A 20,171-nucleotide genomic window follows, 5' to 3' on the forward strand; every position below is an offset into this window, starting at 1 on the left:
TGGGAGTGGGTGGTGCGGGGTGGGTGGTTCGGGGGGGTGGGCGGGAGCGCGGGGGTGGGCGGGGGCCGGGCCGGGTGGAGCGGCGGGCCGGCACCTCGCGGGTCCGGAGGGTCGTCACCGGCCTCCCCGGGCGTGCCGGGCCAGGTGGCGCAGGGCCGCGGCGAACTCCTCGGCCACCCGGCGCACGGTCGCCGTGTCGTGGACGCCGGGCCGGTGGTGCCAGGTGAAGGCGAGCCGGCCGTGCTGCACCGCGCCCACCACCTCCAGCAGGTGCGAGCCGGGGTCCCGGGGGTCGTGGTCCTGCCCGAAGGAACCGTGTTCGGCGCGGACCAGGCCGCCGTCGGCGGTCTCGGGGCGGGCGTCCCACTGGCCCAGGTAGTTGAACACCACCTGGCTGTGCGCGCTGCCGCCGAGGCGTGCGCGGACCTCGGGCGGGCCGAAGGTGCGCAGCGCGCCGAAGCCGATGCCGTTGCCGGGCACGGCCCGCAGCTGGCGGCGCACCGCCTTCACCAGGGAGCGCCAGTCCCGGTCCGGGCCGAGGTCGCCGGGGTCGGGCACCTGGAGGGCGACCGGGTAGACCGTGGTGAACCAGCCGACGGTGCGGGAGAGGTCGACGCCGTCGAGGAGGTCCTCGCGGCCGTGCCCCTCCAGGTCCAGGCGGACCCGCTCGCGCCCGGTCCAGCGGGCCAGCGCCAGGGCGAGCGCGGCGAGCAGGACGTCGTTGACCCGGGTGCGGTAGGCGGCAGGCGCCGAACGCAGCAGGGCCGTGGTGTCCTCCTCGCCGAGTTCGACGCTCACCGTGGCGGCCGGTCCGGCGGCGGGGGGCGCGGGCGGCGCGGGGTCGGTGTCGACCGCCTGCTCCCAGTAGGGCAGTTCGTGGTCGAGGCGGCCCTCGGCGACGTACGCGGCGAGGCCGCGCGACCAGGCGCGGAAGCTGGTGCCGCGCTCCCCCAGCGTGACCGGGCCGCCCTGGAGCGCCTGCCGGTAGGCGGTCTCCAGGTCGTCGCGCAGGATGCGCCAGGAGACGGCGTCCACGACCAGGTGGTGGGCGACGAGGAGCAGGAAGGCGGGCCGGTCGGGCTCCCCGGTGAACAGGGCCGCCCGCAGCTGCGGACCCCGGGACAGGTCGAAGCCGGCGTGGAGTTCGTCGGCGGCCTTCGCCATGGCCGTGTCGGCCTCCTCGGCGGTGAGACCGGTCAGGTCGTGCCGGACGAGGAGGTCGTGGCCCGCGGCGGGCGGCGGGTTGAACTGCCGCCAGCCGTCGGCTTCCTCGGTGAACCGCATGCGCAGCGCGTCGTGGTGCTCCAGCAGCGCGTCGAGGGCGGCGCGCAGCGCCCGCGGGTCGGGGGTGCCGTCGAGTTCGAACAGCGCGGACTGGTTGAAGTGGTGGTGGGCGGCGCGCGGGGTGGTGAGGAACCACTCCTGGATCGGGGTGAGCGGCACCTCGCCGGTCACCGGGCCCTCCCCGGTCCGCTGGGACACCGCCCGGACCACGGTGGCGAGTTCGGCCACCGTCTGGTGGGTGAACAGGTCCCGGGTGGAGACGTGCAGCCCGTCGCGGCGCAGCCGGGAGACGACCTGCATGCTGAGGACGGAGTCGCCGCCGAGCGCGAAGAAGTTGTCGTCGGCGCCGACCTCCTCGATGCCCAGCACATCGGCCCAGATGCGGGCGACGCGGCGTTCGGTGTCGGTGCGCGGAGCGGTCCGGGCGCCGTCCGTGGCCTGCACGGGCCCGGGCGCGGGCAGGGCCCGCCGGTCGGTCTTGCCGTTCGGGGTGAGCGGCAGCCGGTCGAGGGGGACGAAGACCGCCGGGACCATGTGCGGGGGCAGCTGCCCGGCCAGGTGCAGCCGCAGCTCGCCGACGGGCAGGGCGGTGCCGGACGGCTCCGCCGGGACGACGTAGGCGACGAGGCGGGCGGACGCGCCGGGCGTGTCCTCCGCGCGTACGGCCACGACCGCGTCCCGGACCAGGGGGCTGCGGCGCAGGGCGCCCTCGATCTCGCCGGGCTCGATGCGGAATCCGCGCAGCTTGACCTGGTCGTCGGCGCGTCCGGCGTAGACGAGCCGGCCGTCGGCGGTCCAGCGGACCAGGTCCCCGGTGCGGTACATCCGCTCCCCCGGCGCGCCGAACGGGTCGGCGACGAACCGCTGGGCGGTGAGGGCGGGCCGATTCAGATAGCCGCGGGCGAGCCCGGGGCCCGCGAGGTACAGCTCGCCCGTCACGCCGGGCGGTACGGGACGCAGGGCGGCGTCGAGCACGCGGACGCGGGTGCCGGCCGCGGGACGGCCGATGGGCGGGGCTCCGGTGCCGGGGGTGAGCGGGCCGGTCCAGGTGGCGACCACGGTGGCCTCGGTGGGGCCGTAGGAGTTGATCATCCGGCGGCCGGGGGCCCAGGTGTCGACCAGGTCGGCGGGGCAGGCCTCGGCGCCCACGATGAGCGTGCGCAGGCGGGGCAGGGCGGCGGCGGTCTCCGGTGCGACGGTGGCCAGCGCGGCCGGGGGGATCAGGGTGTGGGTGATGTGCCGCTCCGCGAGCACCTCGGCCAGCCGCTCCCCGACCAGCGGCCCCTCCTCTCCGGTGACCAGTGCGGCTCCGCTGAGCAGGGAGACGCACAGCTCCAGCACGGAGGCGTCGAAGCTGGGCGAGGCGAACTGCAGGACCCGGTCGCCGGGACCGGCCGCGTACCGTTCGGCGGCCGCCGCGGCGAAGGAGGCGAGGCCGCGGTGGGTGACCACCACGCCCTTGGGGGTGCCGGTGGAGCCCGAGGTGTAGATGACGTAGGCGGGGTGGGCGGGGGTGAGCGGGGCGGTGCGGTCGGTGTCGGTGGGTGCCGTCTCCGGCCCGTCGGCGGCCCACACCCGGGCCGGGTCGCCGAGGACCAGGTGGGCGCCCGCGTCCCGGATCATGAACTCCCTGCGCTGCGGCGGGTAGTCGGGGTCGACGGGCAGGAAGGCGCCGCCGGCCTTGGCGACCGCGAGCTGGGCCACGACGGCCGCCGCGGAGCGTGGCAGCGCCAGGGCGACGATGCGCTCGGGTCCCACCCCGTCGCCCACGAGCCGGTGGGCGAGCCGGTTGGCTGCCCGGTCCACCTCCGCGTACGTCAGTTCCCGGTCGCCGTCCACGAGCGCCACCGCGTCCGGGGTACGGGCCGCCTGCCGTTCGAAGAGGGCGGGCAGGGTGGACTCGGGCACCGGGCGGAAACTGCCCCGGCCCTGCTCCAGCAGGTTCTTCAGCTCGTCGTCCGAGGTCAGCGGCAGGGCGCCGAGCGGGCGGCCGGGGTGTTCGGCGACGGCGTGCAGCAGGGTGCCGAGCTGGCCGGCCATCCGTTCGGCGGTGTCCCGGTCGAACAGGTCGGTGTTGTAGGTGAGGAGGCCGTGCAGGTCTCCGGAGGCGGTCTCGGCGAACTCCAGGGTGAGGTCGAACGCGGCCTGGTCGGAGTCCGGTTCGACGTCGGTGACGTCCAGTCCGGGCAGGTCGAGGGCGGCGGCCGGGGTGTTCTGCAGGACGACCATGACCTGGAAGAGCGGGCTGCGGCTGGGGTCGCGGACCGGGTCCACCTCGTCCACGACCCGCTCGAACGGCACGTCCTGGTGGGCGAAGGCGTCGAGGACGGTCTGCCGCACGGCGGTGAGGAACCCGGTGAACGGCTCCTCGGCCTCGACCCGGGAGCGCAGCACCAGGGTGTTGACGAAGAACCCGACGAGGCCCTGGGTCTCGGGCCGGTCGCGACCGGAGGTGACGGTGCCGACGGCTATGTCCTCGGCGCCGGAGAGCCGGGCGAGATAGGCCTGGGCGGCGGCGACGAGCGTGGTGAACAGGGTGGTTCCGTGCTCCCGGGCGAGCCGGGTCAGCCGCTGGACGGTCCCGGCGGCCACGACCAGCCGGGTGGTCGCACCGGCGCTGGTGCGTACCGGCGGGCGGGGCCGGTCGGTGGGCAGCTCCAGCGGCGCGGTGTCGGCCAGGTGCCGCTTCCAGTAGGCGAGGTGCTCGTCGGTGCCGGTGGCCCCGGCGGTGCGCTGCCAGTGGGCGTAGTCGGCGTACTGCACCGCGAGCGGGGGCAGTTCGCCTTCCTCCGCGCCGAGTTCGGCGCGGTACAGGTGGGCGAGGTCGCCCAGCAGGACGGAGGTGGACCAGCCGTCGGTGACGATGTGGTGCAGGGTGAGGGTGAGGACGTGGTCGTGCTCGGCCAGCCGGACCAGCCCGGTGCGCAGCAGCGGTCCCCGGCGCAGGTCGAAGGGGCGGGAGCGTTCCTCGGCGAGCAACTCCCGCAGCGCGGAGGAGGGTTCGTCGGCACCGGACAGGTCCCGTACGGGCAGCGGCACCTCCCGGGGCGGGTGGACGAGCTGGACGCCGTGTCCGTCGACGCTGTCGAAGGTGGTGCGCAGCGACTCGTGCCGGGCCACCAGGGCGGCGAGGGCCGCGCGCAGGGCGCCGGTGTCCAGGGTGCCGCGCAGACGGAGGGCGAGCGCGGTCACGTACTCGGCGCCGCCGGGAGCGAACTCCTCCAGGAACCACAGCCGTTGCTGGGCGTACGACATCGGTGCGGCCCCGTCCCGGGCGGCCGGGGCGATCGCCGCCCGGCCGCTGCCCCGCCGGGTGTCGAGCAGGCGGGCGAGGCCGGCCGGGGTGGGGTGGGTGAACACCGCGCGCGGGGTGAGGTCGGTGTCGAAGGTCTCGGCGAGGCGGGAGGCGAGCCGGATGCTGAGGATCGAGTCGCCGCCGAGCTGGAAGAAGTCGTCCTCCACGCCGGGCGGTTCGCTGCCGAGCACCTCGCCGAAGACGGCGGCCGTGCGGCGCTCGGCCTCGGTGCGCGGCTCGACCCGGGTGCGCGCCGGCAGGGCCTGCGGGGCGGGCAGCGCCGCCCGGTCGACCTTGCCGTTGCGGCTGAGCGGGAGGGCGTCGAGCGGGACGACGGCGGTGGGGACGAGGTAGTCGGGCAGGGTGCGGGCGGCGAAGGCCAGCAGTTCCCCGGGGTCCGCTCCGGCCGGTCCGACGACGTAGGCCACGAGCCGTTTGGCGCCCGGCCGGTCCTCACGGACCAGTACGGCGACGTCCACGACGTCCGGGTGGGCGGCGAGCGCGGCCTCGACCTCGCCCGGCTCCACCCGGAAGCCCCGGATCTTGACCTGGTCGTCGGCGCGGCCCAGGAACTCCACGGTGCCGTCCGGCCGCCGCCGGGCCAGGTCGCCCGTGCGGTACATCCGTGCGCCGGGCGGGCCCCAGGGGTCGGCGAGGAAGCGTGCGGCGGTGTCGCCGGGGTGCCCCAGGTAGCCGCGGGCGACACCCTCGCCGGCCAGGTACAGCTCGCCGGCGCAGCCGGGCGGCACGGACCGCAGCCGGGCGTCGAGGATGTGTACGCGCATGTCGTCCAGTGGCCGGCCGATGGGCACGGTGTCCGGCACCGCCGCCGGGTCGCCGAGGGCGTGGGAGGTCGCGAACGTCGTGGTCTCGGTGGGCCCGTAGCCGTCCACGACGGTCAGGCCCGGGCAGGCGGCCAGCACCCGGCGCACGGCCTGGGCGGGGACGACGTCACCGCCGGTCCACACCTGGGCGAGGCCCCGGAAGCAGTCGGGGGCGTCCTGCGCGAGCAGCCGGAACAGTCCGGCGGTCAGCCAGAGCGCGGTCAGCCCGCCCTCGGCGGCCAGCCGGCGCAGCAGGGCCGCGTCCACGGTGCCGTCGGGGGCCACGACCACACAGCCGCCGGTGAGCAGGGGCGCCCACACCTCGAAGGTGGCGGCGTCGAAGGCCACCGGCGAGTGCAGCAGCACCCGGTCGCAGACCCCGCCCGCGAACCGGCTGTCGGTGGCCAGCGCCGCCACGTCCCGGTGCCGTACCGCGACCGCCTTGGGCAGGCCGGTGGAGCCGGAGGTGAACATCACGTAGGCCAGCCGGTCGGGATCGGCGTCCGGCATCCGCGCCGGCAGGCCGGAGCCGGTGCCCGGCGCGTCCTCGGTCCCGTCTCCCGCGCCTCGCGCCGGCCGGCCGAGGTCCGGGCCCGGGGTGCCGCCCCCGGCCGGGCCGCCGGTGCCGGCGGGCGGTGTGCGGCCGTCCCCGGCGCCCGTGCGGGCGGCGGCCACCTCGGCGGCGGTGAGCCGGAGGGTGGTGCCCGCCTGGGCGAGCAGGGTGCGGCGGCGTTCCTCGGGGGCCCGGGTGTCGACGGGGACGTAGGCGCCGCCGGCCATGAGCACCGCGAGCTGGGCGACGACGAGTTCGGCGGAGCGGTCCATGAGCAGCGCCACCCGGTCCTCGGCGGCGAGCCCGCCGGACACCAGCTGCCCGGCCAGCGCGGCGGACCAGTCGGCCAGTTCGCCGTACGTCAGCTCGCGGTCGCCGTCGCGCACCGCTGTCGCGTGCGGGGTGCGGCGGGCCTGCTCGGCGAAGAGGTCCACGGGGCTCGCCGGAGCGGCCGGGCGGGCGGTGCCGTTCCAGGCGGCCAGCAGGTCGCGGTCGGCCGGGGTGAGCAGGTCCAGGCCGGCCAGGTCGGTGTCGAACCCGTCGGCGAGGGAGGTGAGCAGGACGGCCAGCCGGTCCGCGGCGCGCTCGGCGGTGCCGGGGTCGAACAGGGCGGGGTCGTAGGCCAGGTCGAAGCCGAGCCGTCCGGCCAGGTGGGCGCGCAGGCACCAGGGGAAGGTGGTGGCGTCGTCGGCGCGGACCTCCTCGACGCGGACGCCGGTGCGGGCCGTGGCCGACTCGTCCACGGGGTAGTTCTCGAACACCACCATGCTGTCGAACAGCGGCTCGCCGGACGGGACCTCGCTGACGGCCTGGATGCGGGGCAGGGCGAGGAAGTCGAACCGGCGGGCGTCGCTCTGCCGTTCCTGGAGACCGCGCAGCCAGGGCAGCACCGGCCCGGCGGGGACGCGGACGCGGGTCGGCACGGTGTTGATGAACATGCCGATCATGCCTTCGACACCGGGCAGTTCGGCCGGGCGGCCGGAGACGGTGGTGCCGAACACCACGTCGTCCCGGCCGCTGGAACGGGCCAGGAGCAGCGCCCAGGCGCCCTCCACCACGGTGTTGACGGTGAGGCCCGCGCGGGCGGCGGTCTCCCGCAGCCGGCCCGAGACCGAGGGGTCCAGCTCGCGGTGGACGGCTGCGGCGGAGCGGGCCCGGTGGGCCTCGGCGGGTGTGCGGTCGTACGGCAGCGGGGTGCGGGCGGTGAACCCTGCCAGCGCGTCGGCCCAGTGCCGTTCGGCCGCCGTCTCGTCCTGTTCGCCCAGCCAGTGCAGGAAGTCCGCGAAGGGCCGCCGTGCCGGGGGCGCCGGCTCCGGGCCGCCGGTCAGGGCGGCGTAGCGCTCGCACACCTCGGTGAGCAGCTGCCCGGTGCTCCAGCCGTCGAGGACGATGTGGTGGGTGGACCACAGCAGCAGGACCTCGTCGCCGGGCAGGGCGGCCAGGGTGAGACGGGTCAGCGGCGCGGTGGTGAGGCCCATGCCGGCCGCGCGGTCCTCGGTGAGCAGCCGCTCGGTGGCCTCCGCGCGCCGCGCGGGCGGCAGGGCGCGCCAGTCGAGGTGGGTGACGGGCAGCTCGGCGCGGTGGTGGACGACCTGCACGGGGTGGGGCAGGCCCTGCCAGTGGACGCTGGTGCGCAGCGCCGGGGTGCGGTCGGCGACCTGCTGCCAGGCGGCGGCGAAGGCGTGCGGGTCCGCCACCCCGGACAGCCGTACGGCCGTGCGGTCGAAGTAGGCGTGCTCGGTGTCCACCAGGCCGTGGAAGAGCATGCCGGACTGGAGCGGGGTCAGCGGGAGGACGTCCTCGGCGTGCCGGCCGGTGCCGAGGAGCCGGTCCAGCTGCTCCTGGCCGAGTCCGGCGAGCGGGAAGTCGGAGGGGGTGCGGCCGCCCGCGCCGGGGCGGGCGCAGTGCGCCACGATGTCCCGCAGGGCGGTGAGGGTGTCCTCGGCGAGCCGGCGGACGGTGTCCTCGTCGTGGACCGCCGGCGGGTAGGTCCAGCCGAGTTCGAGCCGGCCCTGCTGGACCACTCCGGTGACGTCCAGCACGTACGGGCGGGGTTCGTCCGGGTCGGTGTCGCGGCCGGCCGGGGGCAGGGATCCGTGGATCAGGCCGCCGCTGCCGCCCGTGTCCCACTGGCCGTGGTAGTTGAAGCCGACCTGCGGTGCCGGGGCGCCGGTGAGCGGGCTGCCGGGCAGGAGGTGGCGCAGCGCTCCGTGGCTCAGGCCGCGCGACGGCACGGCGCGGAGCTGCTCCTTGACGGCGCGGAGGGTGTCGTGCCAGCCGGCGTCCGGGTCGACGCGCAGGGCGAGCGGGTACTCCGCGGTGAACCAGCCGACGGTCCGGGAGAGGTCCACGTCGTCGAACAGGTCCTCGCGGCCGTGGCCTTCCACGCCCAGCAGGACGGTGTCCCGCCCGCACCAGCGGGCCAGGGTGCGGCCCAGGGCGCTGAGCAGGACGTCGTTGACCTGGGTGCGGTAGGCCTCGGGGACCTGGCGCAGCAGGGCGTCGGTGGTGTCCTCGTCCAGGGCGACCGTGAGGGTGGCGGCGGTGCCGTGGGTGTTCGGTCCGGGCCGCCCGGCGGGCAGCGCGGCCGGGGCCGCGCCGGTGCGGGTCCAGTACGACAGGTCGGCGTCCAGCGCGCCGGAGCGGGTGTGCCGGTCGAGCCGGGCGGCCCAGTGGCCGTAGGAGGTGCCCGAAGCGGGCAGTTCGATGTCGCGGCCGGCCGCGGCGGCCCGGTGGGCGGTCTCCAGGTCCGCCAGCAGGATGCGCCAGGACACCCCGTCGACCACCAGGTGGTGGACGGTGACGACCAGTTGGGCCGGCCGCTCCGGGCCCCGGTCGAAGAACAGGACGCGGACGACTCGGCCCGCCGGCGGGTCGAGGGCGGCCTGTGCCTGGTCCGTGAGCCGCTGGACCTCGCGCTCCAGCGCCGGCTCGTCCAGCGCGGTCACGTCGTGACGGGTGAAGACGCCGTCCGGGGCCTCGGGCAGCGCCTCCTGGCGCCAGCCGTCGGCGGTGTGGCGGAAGCGGGTGCGCAGGGCGGGGTGGTGGCGCACGAGGGCGTCCACGGCGGTCCGGAGCGCCGGTCCGTCCGTGCCCGCGGCGAGTTCGAGGCGCTGGGTCATGGTGAACCGGAGCCGCTGCCCGGGGTCGCGGCCGTCCAGGTACCAGCGCTGGATCGGGGTGAGCGGCGCCTCGGCCGTCTCCTCGACGGCGACCGGTGCCGGGGCCGACTCGCGTACGCGCAGGGCGAGTTCGGCGATCGTCTGGTGGCGGAAGACGTCCTTGGTGGTGAGGGCGAGTCCGGCCTGCCGGGCGCGGGAGACGATCTGGATGCTCAGGATCGAGTCGCCGCCGAGCGCGAAGAAGTTGTCGCGCGCGCCGACCCGTTCGACGCCGAGTACCTCCGCCCAGATCGCCGCCAGCCGCTGCTCCGTGCCGGGCCGCGGGGCGGTGTACGGGGTGCTGCTGTCGGGCTGGGCGGGGGGTGCGGGCAGGGCGCGCCGGTCGGTCTTGCCGCTGGTGGTGCGGGGGATGCGGGCCAGCGGGACGAACGCGGCGGGCACCATGTGGTCGGGCAGGGTGCGGCGCAGGGCGAGCCGGAGCTCGTCGGCGGACGGGGTGCGGCCGGCGGCCGGCACGACATAGCCGACGAGCATGAGCCGGCCGGCGTGCTCGCGGGCGGTGACCGCGGCGTCGGCGACGTCCGGGTGGTCCAGGAGCGCGGCCTCCACCTCGCCGGGCTCGATGCGGAACCCGCGGATCTTGACCTGCTCGTCCACCCGGCCGAGGAACTCCAGCAGCCCGTCCCGGTCCCAGCGGGCCCGGTCCCCGGTGCGGTACATCCGCTGTCCCGGTCCGCCGAACGGGTCGGCGAGGAAGCGGGCGGCGGTGAGGCCGGGCCGGCCGAGATAGCCGCGGGCCACCTGCGCGCCGGCCAGGTACAGCTCGCCGGGCACCCCGGGCGGCACCGGGCGCAGGGCGCCGTCGAGGACGTAGGCGCGCAGGTTGCCGCCGGGCCGGCCGATGGCGGGGCGGTCGGGCCGGTCGCCGGCGCGGCCGTAGACGGCGTCGACGGTGCACTCGGTGGGGCCGTACATGTTGTACACCGCGACGCCCAGTTCCCGTTCCGCGCGCACGAGTTCGCGCCAGCCAGCCGGGGTGACGGCCTCGCCGCCGACGAGCAGCAGGCTCGGGTGGTGGCGGCCGGGGGCGAGCAGTCCGGCGGCGGTGAGTTCGCGCAGGAAGGACGGGGTGACGTTCACCAGGTCGAGGCGGCGGGCGTCGACCTGGGCGCAGAACGCCTCCGGGTCCATGCGTACGTCCTCGTCGATGAGGTGGACCTCGTGGCCGAGGGCGAGCAGCAGCGGTCCTTCCCAGGAGGTGTCGAAGGAGAAGGAGGCGCTGAGCGCGGCCCGCAGCCGCCGTCCGCCGGCGGTGTGCGGGGCGAGCAGGTTCTCCCGGTGGTCGTGGCAGAGGTTGACCAGCTGCCGGTGTTCGACGGCGACGCCCTTGGGGCGGCCGGTGGAGCCGGAGGTGTAGACGATGTAGGCCGTGTGTTCGGGCAGCAGGGGCCGGATCCGGTCGGCGTCGGTCGGGTCGTGGGCGGGCAGCCGGTCCCAGGGCACGGTGTCGAGGCCGGTGAGCAGGGTGTGCGGACGGGCGTCGGCGAGGAGGAGGTCCTGCCGTTCCTGCGGGAGGCCGGGGTCGAGGCAGAGCAGGGTGGCGCCGGCCTTGAGGACGGCGAGGAGCGCCACCATCAGGTCGGAGGTGCGCGGGAGCCGTACGGCGACGACGTCCTCCGGGCCCGCGCCCCGGGCGATGAGGTGGTGGGCGAGCCGGTTGGCGCGCTGGTCGAGTGCGGCGAGGTCCAGGGTGGTGTCGCGGGCGACCAGGGCGGTGTGGTGGGGGGTGCGGGCGGCCTGGGCCGCGAACAGGGCGGGGAAGGTGCCGTCCGGTCCGGGCAGCGCGGTGCCCTGTCCGAACCGGAGGACCTGCCGGCGTTCGTCGTCGGTCATCAGCGGCAGCCGGCCCACCGGCAGCGCGGGATCCTGGGCGGCGGCCTCCAGCAGGAGGCGCAGCCGGGCGGCGAGGCGTTCGGCGGTGCCGGCGTCGAACAGCCCGGTGTTGTACTCCAGGTGGCCGGTGAGCCCGCCGTCGGTCTCCACGAAGTCGAAGGCCAGGTCGTAGGTGGCGGTGCGGACCGGCGGGGTCAGCGGCTCCACCGTCAGGCCGGGCAGCCGCAGCGGTTCGGTGCCGAGGTTGTGCAGGGCGACCATGACCTGGAACAGCGGGGTGCGGCTGGTGTCCCGTTCGGGCTGGACGGCGTCCACGACACGCTCGAAGGGGACCTCCTGGTGGGCGAAGGCCTCCAGGACGGTGGTGCGCACCTCGGCGAGCAGGTCACGGAAGGGCAGTCCGGGGCGGACCCGGGCGCGCAGCACCAGGGTGTTGACGAACATGCCGACGACGTCGTGGAGTTCGGGCCGGTCACGGCCGGCGGTGACGGTGCCGACGGTGACGTCCTCCTGGCCGGCCCAGCGGGCGAGGAGGACCTGGCAGGCCGTCACCAGGGTCATGTAGAGCGTGGCGTCGGCCTCCCGGCCCCGCTCACGCAGCCGTTCGGTGAGCGCTGCGGGCAGGGTGAAGGTGACCAGGGCGCCGTCCCGGGTGCGGACGGCGGGGCGCGGCCGGTCGGTGGGCAGCTCCAGCGGGGTGACACCGTCCAACGCGTTCCGCCAGTGGGCGAGTTCGGCCTCGGCCTGTTCGGCGCGGCCGCGTTGCCAGGTGGCGTAGTCGGTGTAGCGGACGGGCAGTGCGGGCAGGTCGGGGCGGCGGTCCGCCAGGGCCGCCGTGTACAGCTCGCCCAGGTCCCGGGCGAGTACGCCGGTGGACCAGCCGTCGGTGACGATGTGGTGCGCGGCCAGCACGAGGACGTGCTCGTCGGCGGCGAGCCGGGCCAGGCGGGCCCGGAACAGCGGCCCGGTGGTCAGGTCGAACGGGGTGGCGGCCGCACGCTCCAGGAGGGCGTCCAGCGCGGCGGTGTCCGCGAGGTCGTCCAGCGGGAGGTCGACGGGCCGCGGCGGGTGCACGGTCTGCCGGGCCTGGCCGTCGTGTTCGGCGAACGTGGTGCGCAGGGTCTCGTGCCGGGCGACGAGCCCGTCCAGGGCGGTGCGCAGGGCAGTGGTGTCGAGGGGGCCGCGCAGCCGCAGCACGGACAGGGTGGTGTACTCGGTGCTGCCCGGCTCGAACCGGTCGAGGAACCACAGGCGTTGCTGGGCGTACGACAGGGGTGCCGGCGCGTCCGGGTCGGCGGCCGGGATCACCTCGGCGGTGCTCGCGGCCCGGGGCTCGCCCAGCGCGGCCGCGAGACCGGACGGCGTGGAGTGGGTGAACAGCAGCCGGGGGGAGACGTCCCGGCCGAAGGCGGCGCGCAGCCGGGAGGTGACGCGGACGGCGAGGATGGAGTCGCCGCCGAGGGCGAAGAAGTCGTCGTCGGCGCCGACCTCGCCGGTGTCCAGGACGTCGGTCCACGCGGCGGCGACCAGCCGCTCGGCCGGGGTGCGCGGCGGGATCCGGGTGGTGTCGGCGGCGAAGCCGTCGGGGCCGGGCGCGGGCAGGGCGCGGCGGTCGAGCTTGCCGTTGACGGTGAGCGGCAGCGCGGTCAGCGGGACGTAGGCGGCCGGGACCATGTGCGCGGGCAGCAGACCGGCCAGGTGGGCGCGGAGTTCGGCGGCGGAGGGGGGCGGTACGGCGCGGTCGCCGGTGCCGGTGCCGACGACGTGGGCGACGAGCCGGCGGGTCCCGGCGGTGTCCTCGTACACGCCGACGGCGGCCGCGCCCACGCCCGGGTGGCTGTGCAGGGCGGCCTCGATCTCGCCGGGCTCGATGCGGTAGCCGCGGATCTTGACCTGCTGGTCGGCGCGGCCCAGGTAGTCCAGGGTGCCGTCGGCCCGCAGGCGGACCCGGTCCCCGGTGCGGTACATGCGGGTGCCGGGCCTGCCGAAGGGGTCGGCGGGGAACCGGGTCGCGGTGAGGCCGGGCCGGTTCAGGTAGCCGCGCGCGAGGCCCTCCCCTGCGACGAACAGTTCGCCGACGGCGCCGGGCGGCACGGGCCGCAGCGTGTCGTCGAGGACGTACAGCCGCAGGTCGGGGATGCCGGTGCCGATGGGGCTGGCGGGACCGGCGCCGGCCGCCCGGCGGTCCAGCGGGGCGTAGGTGACGTGCACGGTGGTCTCGGTGATGCCGTACATGTTGACCAGGCGGGGCGCGGTGTCCGGGTGGCGGGCGTACCAGTCGGCGAGCCGGGTGACGTCCAGCGCCTCACCGCCGAAGATCACCGTGCGCAGCGCCAGCCGGGCGCTCACGTCCGGGAGTTCGGCGTCCGCCCGGCTGAGCGGGTGGAACGCGGAGGGGGTCTGGTTGAGGACGGTGACCTGTTCGTCGGCGAGCAGGCGCAGGAAGTCCTCCGGGGAGCGGGCGGTGTCGTCGGGGACGATCACGAGCCGGCCGCCGTGCAGTAGCGGGCCCCACAGCTCCCACACCGAGAAGTCGAAGGCGTAGGAGTGGAACAGCGTCCACACGTCGTCGGGGCCGAAGCCGAACCACTCCCGGGTGCGGGTGAACAGCCGGACCACGTTGGCGTGCGGGACGACGACGCCCTTGGGCCGGCCGGTGGAGCCGGAGGTGTAGATGGCGTAGGCGGGGCTGTCGGGCAGGGCGCGGCGGGCCGGGCCGCCGGCCGGGCGCCGGGCGAGGTCGGCGCGGACGTCCGGGTCGTCCAGCAGGACCCGGGGCAGGGCGCTTGCGGCCGTGTTCTGCCGGGTGGTGACCAGGGCCACCGGCTCGGCGTCCGCGAGCAGGTGCCGGACGCGTTCGGCGGGCAGCGCGGGGTCGATGGGCAGGTAGGCGGCGCCGGTCTTGAGGACGGCGAGGACCGCCACGACGAGGTCGGTGGAGCGGGGCAGGGCGAGGGCCACGAACGTCTCGGGTCCGGCGCCGAGTTCGGCGAGCCGGTGCGCGAGCCGGCCGGAGCGCTCGTCCAGGGTGGCGTAGTCGAGCCGGTCGTCGCCGCAGCTGACGGCCTCGGCGCGGGGAGTGCGGGCGGCCTGGGCGGTGAACAGGGCGTCCAGGGTGTCGGCGGGCCTGCCCTCCTCCGTTGCGTTCCCGTCGGCGAGCAGCCGGCTGCGCTCCTCGGCGGTCGTCCAGGCGAGGGCGCGCACGGGCCGGTCCGGGTCGTCGGCCAGCTCGGTGAGCAGCAGGCACAGCCGGTCGGCGAGGTCGCGTACCGTCGCGGCGTCGAACAGCTCGGGGTCGTAGGCGAGGTCGAAACCGAACCGTTCGCCCTGGTAGGCGCGCAGGACGAGGGGGTAGTTGGTGGCGTCGCGGGCCGAGACGTCCGTGAGGCGGATCCCGGTGCCGGCGGAACGGGCCTGGTCGAAGGGGTAGTTCTCGAAGGCCACCATGCTGTCGAACAGCGGGGTGCCGGCGGGGGTGTCGCTCAGCGCGGTCAGTTCGGCGAGGGAGACCGCCGCGAACCGCCGTGCCTCGGCCTGCGCCTGCTGGAGCTCGCGGAGCCAGTCGGTGGCGGTGCGGCCGCCGTCCACGCGGACGCGGGTGGGCAGGGTGTTGATGAACATGCCGACCATCGACTCGACGCCGGGCAGGTCGTCGGGGCGTCCGGAGACGGTGGTGCCGAACACCACGTCCGGCTCGGCGCTGTAGCGGGACAGCAGCAGTGCCCAGGCGCCCTGCACGACGGTGCCGAGGGTCAGTCCCGCCGTGCGGGCGGTACGGGCCAGCCGCGCGGAGACCTCCTCGGACAGTCCGGCGGCGTGCACGCGGCCGGAGCGGGTCTCGTGGTCGCGGCGCCGGACGCGGTCGACGGGCAGCGGGGTGGGGGTGGCGAACCCGGCGAGCACGGTCCGCCAGTGGGCGCGGGCGGCCTCGGTGTCCTGGCCGGCGAGCCAGCGCACGTAGGCGCCGAAGGGCTGCCGTGCCGGGGGCCGGGAGGCGGTGCCGGCGGTGAGGGCCGCGTACTCCTCGAACACGTCGGTGAGCACCTGGGCCAGGCTCCAGCCGTCCAGGATCAGGTGGTGGGAGGTCCACAGCAGCTGCACCCGGGCCTCGGTCAGCCGGACGAGGGTGAGCCGCATCAGGGGTGCGGTGCCGAGGTCCAGGCCGCGCGCGAGGTCGTCCGCGCGCAGTCGGTCGAGCCGTCGGTCCCGTTCCTCCGCGTCCAGTTCGCGCCAGTCCGTCTGCTCGACGGGGACGGTGACACGGCGGTGCACGACCTGGAGCGGCACCGGTACGTCCTCCCACACCACCGAGGTGCGCAGCGCGGGGGTGCGGTCGGTGACCCGCTGCCAGGCCAGGGCGAGGGCGTCGGGGTCGGTCACCCCGTCGAGCAGCAGGGCGGCCTGGTCGAGGTAGACGTCGTCGGGGCCGCCGACCAGCCGGTGGAAGAGCATGCCCTCCTGCAGCGGGGTGAGCGGCAGCAGGTCCTCGACGTCCCGGCCGTCCCCGGCGAGGCGGTCCACGCCGGCCTGGTCGAGGCGGGCGAGCGGGAAGTCGGAGGGGGTGCGGCCGCCCGCGCCGGGCCGGGCGCAGTGCTCGGTGATGCCCGCGAGCGCGCGGACCATGCCGTCGGCCAGCCGCCGTACGGTGTCCTCCCGGTGCACCTGGTCGCTGTAGTGCCAGGTGATCTCCAGCTCGCCGCCGGCGACCAGGGCGGAGACGTCCAGGAGGTGGTCGAGGGGGGCGCCGGGGTCCGTGTCCCGGCCGGGGACGTCGGCGGCGGGCGCGAAGTCCCCGCCCGGGGAGGCCTCCCACTGGCCGTGGTAGGTGAAGCACACCTGGGGCAACGGGAGTCCGGCGAGGGCCTGCGCCGACGGGTCGGGGGAGCCGAGGTGGCCGAGCGCCTGGTAGCCCAGGCCGCGCCGGGGTACGGCCCGCAGCGCTTCCTTGACGGCCTTGAGCGTGGCCCCCCAGTCGGCCGGGCCCGCCGGGGTCAGGGTGACCGGGTACTGGGTGGTGAACCAGCCGACCGTGCGGGACAGGTCGGCGCCCTCGGCGAGGTCCTCCTCCCGGCCGTGGCCCTCCAGGGCGACGGTCACCCGGTCGGTGCCGGTCCAGTCGGACAGGACCCGGGCCAGCGCGCTCAGCAGCACGTCGTTGACCTGGGTGCGGTAGACGGGCGGCACGCGCCGCAGCAGGGCCTCGGTGGTGGCGCGGTCCAGGCGGGTGCGGACGGTGCGCACGGAGCCGGCGAGGGGGGTGCCGGGGAGGTCGGCGGGGAGCGGGGCGCGCGGCAGCGCGGCCTCCCGGGTCCAGTGCGGCAGGTCGTCGTCCAGGTCGCCGGCGCGGACCCGTGCGGCCAGTTCGCGCGCCCAGTCGGCGAACGGGGTGTGCTCGGGCTCCGGCCGGGGCTCCTCCCCCGCCACGGCGTGCCGGTAGGCCTCTTCCAGGCCGGCCAGCAGGACCCGCCAGGAGACGCTGTCGACCGCCAGGTGGTGGGCGGTGACGAAGAGCCGGGGGCGCTGCCCGCCGGTGAGCAGGGCGGCGCGGAACAGCGCGCCGGTGGCCGGGTCCAGTGCCGCGCGGGCGGCCTCGGCGGCCTCCTCGGGCGAGGTGTCCGGGCCGTGCCGGGTGAGCAGTCCGGTGGCCGGGCCGGTGCCGGGGTGCTGGCGCCAGGTGCCGTCGGTGCGCGTGAAGCGGGTGCGCAGGGCGGGGTGCCGGGCCACCAGGGCCTCCAGCGCCCGTTCCAGCGCCCGCTCGTCCAGGTCGTGCGGCAGGTCGAGCAGCATCGACATGCTGAAGTGCCGCAGCGGGCCGTGCGTGGCGAGGAACCACTCCTGGACCGGGGTGAGCGGGGCGGGCCCGTCCTCGTGCGGGCTCCGGGGGGCGGGCACGGCGGCGGTGCGGCGGGCGTCGGCGGCGCCGTCCGGGGCGGCGCCGTGGATCGCGGCGGCGGCCAGGTCGGCGACCGTCTGGTGCCGGAAGACGTCCTGCGAGCCGATCCGCAGACCGGCGGCGCGGGCCCGGGATACGGTCTGGATGCTCAGGATGGAGTCGCCGCCCAGCTCGAAGAAGTTGTCCGTGACACCCACCCGGTCCACGCCGAGCACCTCGGCCCAGATGGCGGCCAGCGTCTCCTCCTCCGGGGTGCGCGGGGCCACGAACTCCCCCTGGCGCTCGGTGGTTTCCGGCGCGGGCAGGGCGCGCCGGTCCAGTTTGCCGCTGGTGGTCAGCGGCAGCGCGTCCAGCGGCGTGAAGGAGGCGGGGACCAGGGCGTCCGGCAGGGTGCGGCGCAGGGCCGCCCGCAGCTCGGCGGCGGCGGGCCGGGGGGTGCCGGGCGCGGAGACGACGTAGGCGGCGAGGCGGGTGTGGCCGTGCGCGTCGGGTACGGCGACCACCGCGGCGGCGGCGATGCCGGGCAGTTCCAGCAGGGCCGCCTCGATCTCGCCGGGCTCGATGCGGTGGCCGCGGACCTTCACCTGGTCGTCGGCGCGGCCGAGGTAGTCCAGGCGGCCGTCGGCGGTCCAGCGGGCCAGGTCGCCGGTGCGGTACATGCGGGTGCCGGGCGGCCCGTAGGGGTCGGCGGGGAAGCGGGCGGCGGTCAGGCCGGGGCGGCCGGTGTAGCCCCGGGCCAGCTGGGCGCCCGCGAGGTACAGCTCGCCGCCGACGCCGGGCGGCACCGGCTGCAGCCGGTCGTCCAGCACGTAGGCCCGGACGCCGGGCAGGGGACGGCCCACCAGCGGCCGGTCGCCGCCGTCGATACGGCAGTACAGCGCGTCGACCGTGCACTCGGTGGGGCCGTAGAAGTTGTACGCGGTCACGTCCGGGTGGGCCGCCAGCTCCCGCCAGAGCGCGGACCCGACCGCCTCGCCGCCCAGCATGAGGACCCGGGGGCGGTGCCGGGGGTCCGTGAGCAGACCGGCGGGCAGCAGCTGCCGCAGGTAGGAGGGGGTGACGTCGAGGAAGTCGACGCGGTGCCGGACGACGTACTCGACCAGCGCGGCCGGGTCCATCCGGGTCGTCTCGTCGACCAGGTGCAGCGGGTGGCCGTCGGCCATCAGCAGCACGCCTTCGAGGGAGGTGTCGAAGGAGAAGGACGCGGTGAGCGCGACCCGGAGCGGGCCGCCGCCCGCCTCGGCGACGAACCCGGCGCGGTGAGCGGCCAGCAGGTGCGCCGCCGCGCGGTGGGACACGGCGACGCCCTTGGGGCGGCCGGTGGAGCCGGAGGTGTGGATGACGTACGCGGTGTGTTCGGGGTGCAGCGGGGCCCGCCGGTCGGCGTCGGTCGGGTCGGTGTCCGGGGCGGTCGCGGGAACGGCGCGCACGAGGTCCTCGTCCAGGACGAGGGCCGGGCGGGCGTCGTCCAGCAGGTAGCGGACGCGTTCGGCGGGCAGGGCCGGGTCCAGCGGCAGGTAGCCGGCGCCGGACTTCCAGACGGCGAGGATCGCGGTGATCATGTCGGCGGTGCGGGGCAGCCGCAGCGCGACCAGCCGTTCGGGGCCGGCGCCGAGCGCGACGAGGTGGTGGGCGAGCCGGTTGGCGCGGGCGTTGAGCGTGGCGTAGTCCAGCCGTTCGCCGCCCGCGACCAGGGCGAGCGCGTCGGGGGTGCGGGCCGCGCGGCGCTCGAAGAGCACCGGGTACGGGGTGTCGTCCACGGGGTGGTGCGGGCCGGTGCTCCACTCCTGGACGACGCGCCGTATCTCGTCCCCGGACAGCAGGGGCAGACTGCCCAGCGGGCGGTCCGGTGCCTCGGCCGCGCCCTCCAGCAGGCGCAGCAGCTGCCCGGCCAGCCGCTCGGCGGTGGCCGCGTCGAACAGGTCGGTGCGGTACTCCAGCAGGCCGGTGAGCGCCGTGCCGTCCGGCACGAACTCGATGCTCAGGTCGAAGGTGGCGGCCTGCCGGGGCACGGTGACCGGGGTGGTGGCGAGGCCGCGCGGGGCGGTCGCGGCGGGCGGGTCGGGGTGCAGCAGGACCATCACGTCGAACAGCGGGTTGCGGCCCGCCTCGCGGGGTGCGCCCACCGCCTCCACGATCCGCTCGAACGGCGTGTCGCCGTGCGCGAAGGCGTCACCGACCGTGCCGGCCGTCTTCTCTAGCAGCTCACGGAAGGATCCGGAGGCGTCCACCGGGGTGCGGAGCACGACCGTGTTCACGAAGAACCCGACGGCCCGTTCGAGGTCGGTACGGGACCGGCCGGGTGTCAGCGAGCCCACGGTGATGTCGTCCTGACCGGACCAGCGGGCCAGCAGCGCCTGGACGGCCGCGACCAGGGCGGTGTGGAGGGTGCTGTGCTGTTCTCTGGCGAGGTCGCGCAGCCGGGCCGTGAGAGGGGCCGGGACGGTGAAGGTGTGGACGGCGCCCCCGCCCGCCTCCTCACCGCGCCGGGGCCGGTCCAGGGGCAGCTCCGGGGCGACCGCGCCCGCCAACTGCTTCTTCCAGTAGGCGAGGTGGCGCTCCAGGCGCTCGCCGGAGAGCTGTTCGCGCTGCCACACCGCGAAGTCCGGGTACTGCGTGGCCGGCGGGGGCAGGTCCGGCCGGCCTCCCTGGGCGAGGGCGTCGTAGACGCTGCACAGCTCGTCCAGGACCACACCCATCGACCAGCCGTCCGTGACGATGTGATGGGCCGTCAGCAGCAGGACGTGCGCGGTGGCGGACTCGCGCAGCAACAGGGCGCGCAGCAGCGGGCCGTGCCGCAGGTCGAAGGGGCGGGAGTACTCGGCGAGCAGGGCCGCGTCCAGGTCACCGGCGTCCCGGACCGGCAGCGGCACCGGGCCGGCGGGGTGCACGCGCTGCGCCGGGCGGCCGTCGGTCTCCTCGAAGGTGGTGCGCAGGGCGTCGTGCCGGGCCACGACGGCGGTGAGGGCCTCCCGCAGGGCGTCGTGGTCCAGCGGGCCGGTGAGGCGGACGGCGACGGCGCTGTTGTAGCGGGGGTCGCCGGGGCGCAGCCGGTCCAGGAACCACAGCCGCGCTTGTGCGAAGGACAGCGGCAGCGGGCGGTCCCGGTCGGCGCGCGGTATGCCCTGCCGGGCGGCCGGGGCCGCGCCGCCGGCCCGTCCGGCCAGCCGCCGCAGCAGTGCCTCCCGCATCTGGTCGGGCAGTGCCTCGGCGCGGTCCCGCCGGGAGGGCCGGGCGGGTCCGGAGGGGTTCGAGGGGGTCGAAGGAGTCGAAGGAGTCGAAGGAGTCGAAGACGTCATGGTCGTCG

At 76.4% G+C, this 20,171-nt stretch carries 1 protein-coding gene; it reads right to left on the minus strand.

Annotated features, from left to right (window positions below; translation table 11 throughout):
• Positions 1 to 114 precede the first annotated feature (114 nt).
• Positions 115 to 20,163: a non-ribosomal peptide synthase/polyketide synthase gene (locus tag ACZ4VF_RS01110; protein WP_467922360.1), complete on the minus strand. Its 20,049-nt coding sequence runs from the start codon at positions 20,161 to 20,163 to the stop codon at positions 115 to 117.
• Between the last annotated feature and the right edge of the window lie 8 nt (positions 20,164 to 20,171).

Source organism: Streptomyces sp. NPDC029151 (assembly GCF_055564315.1).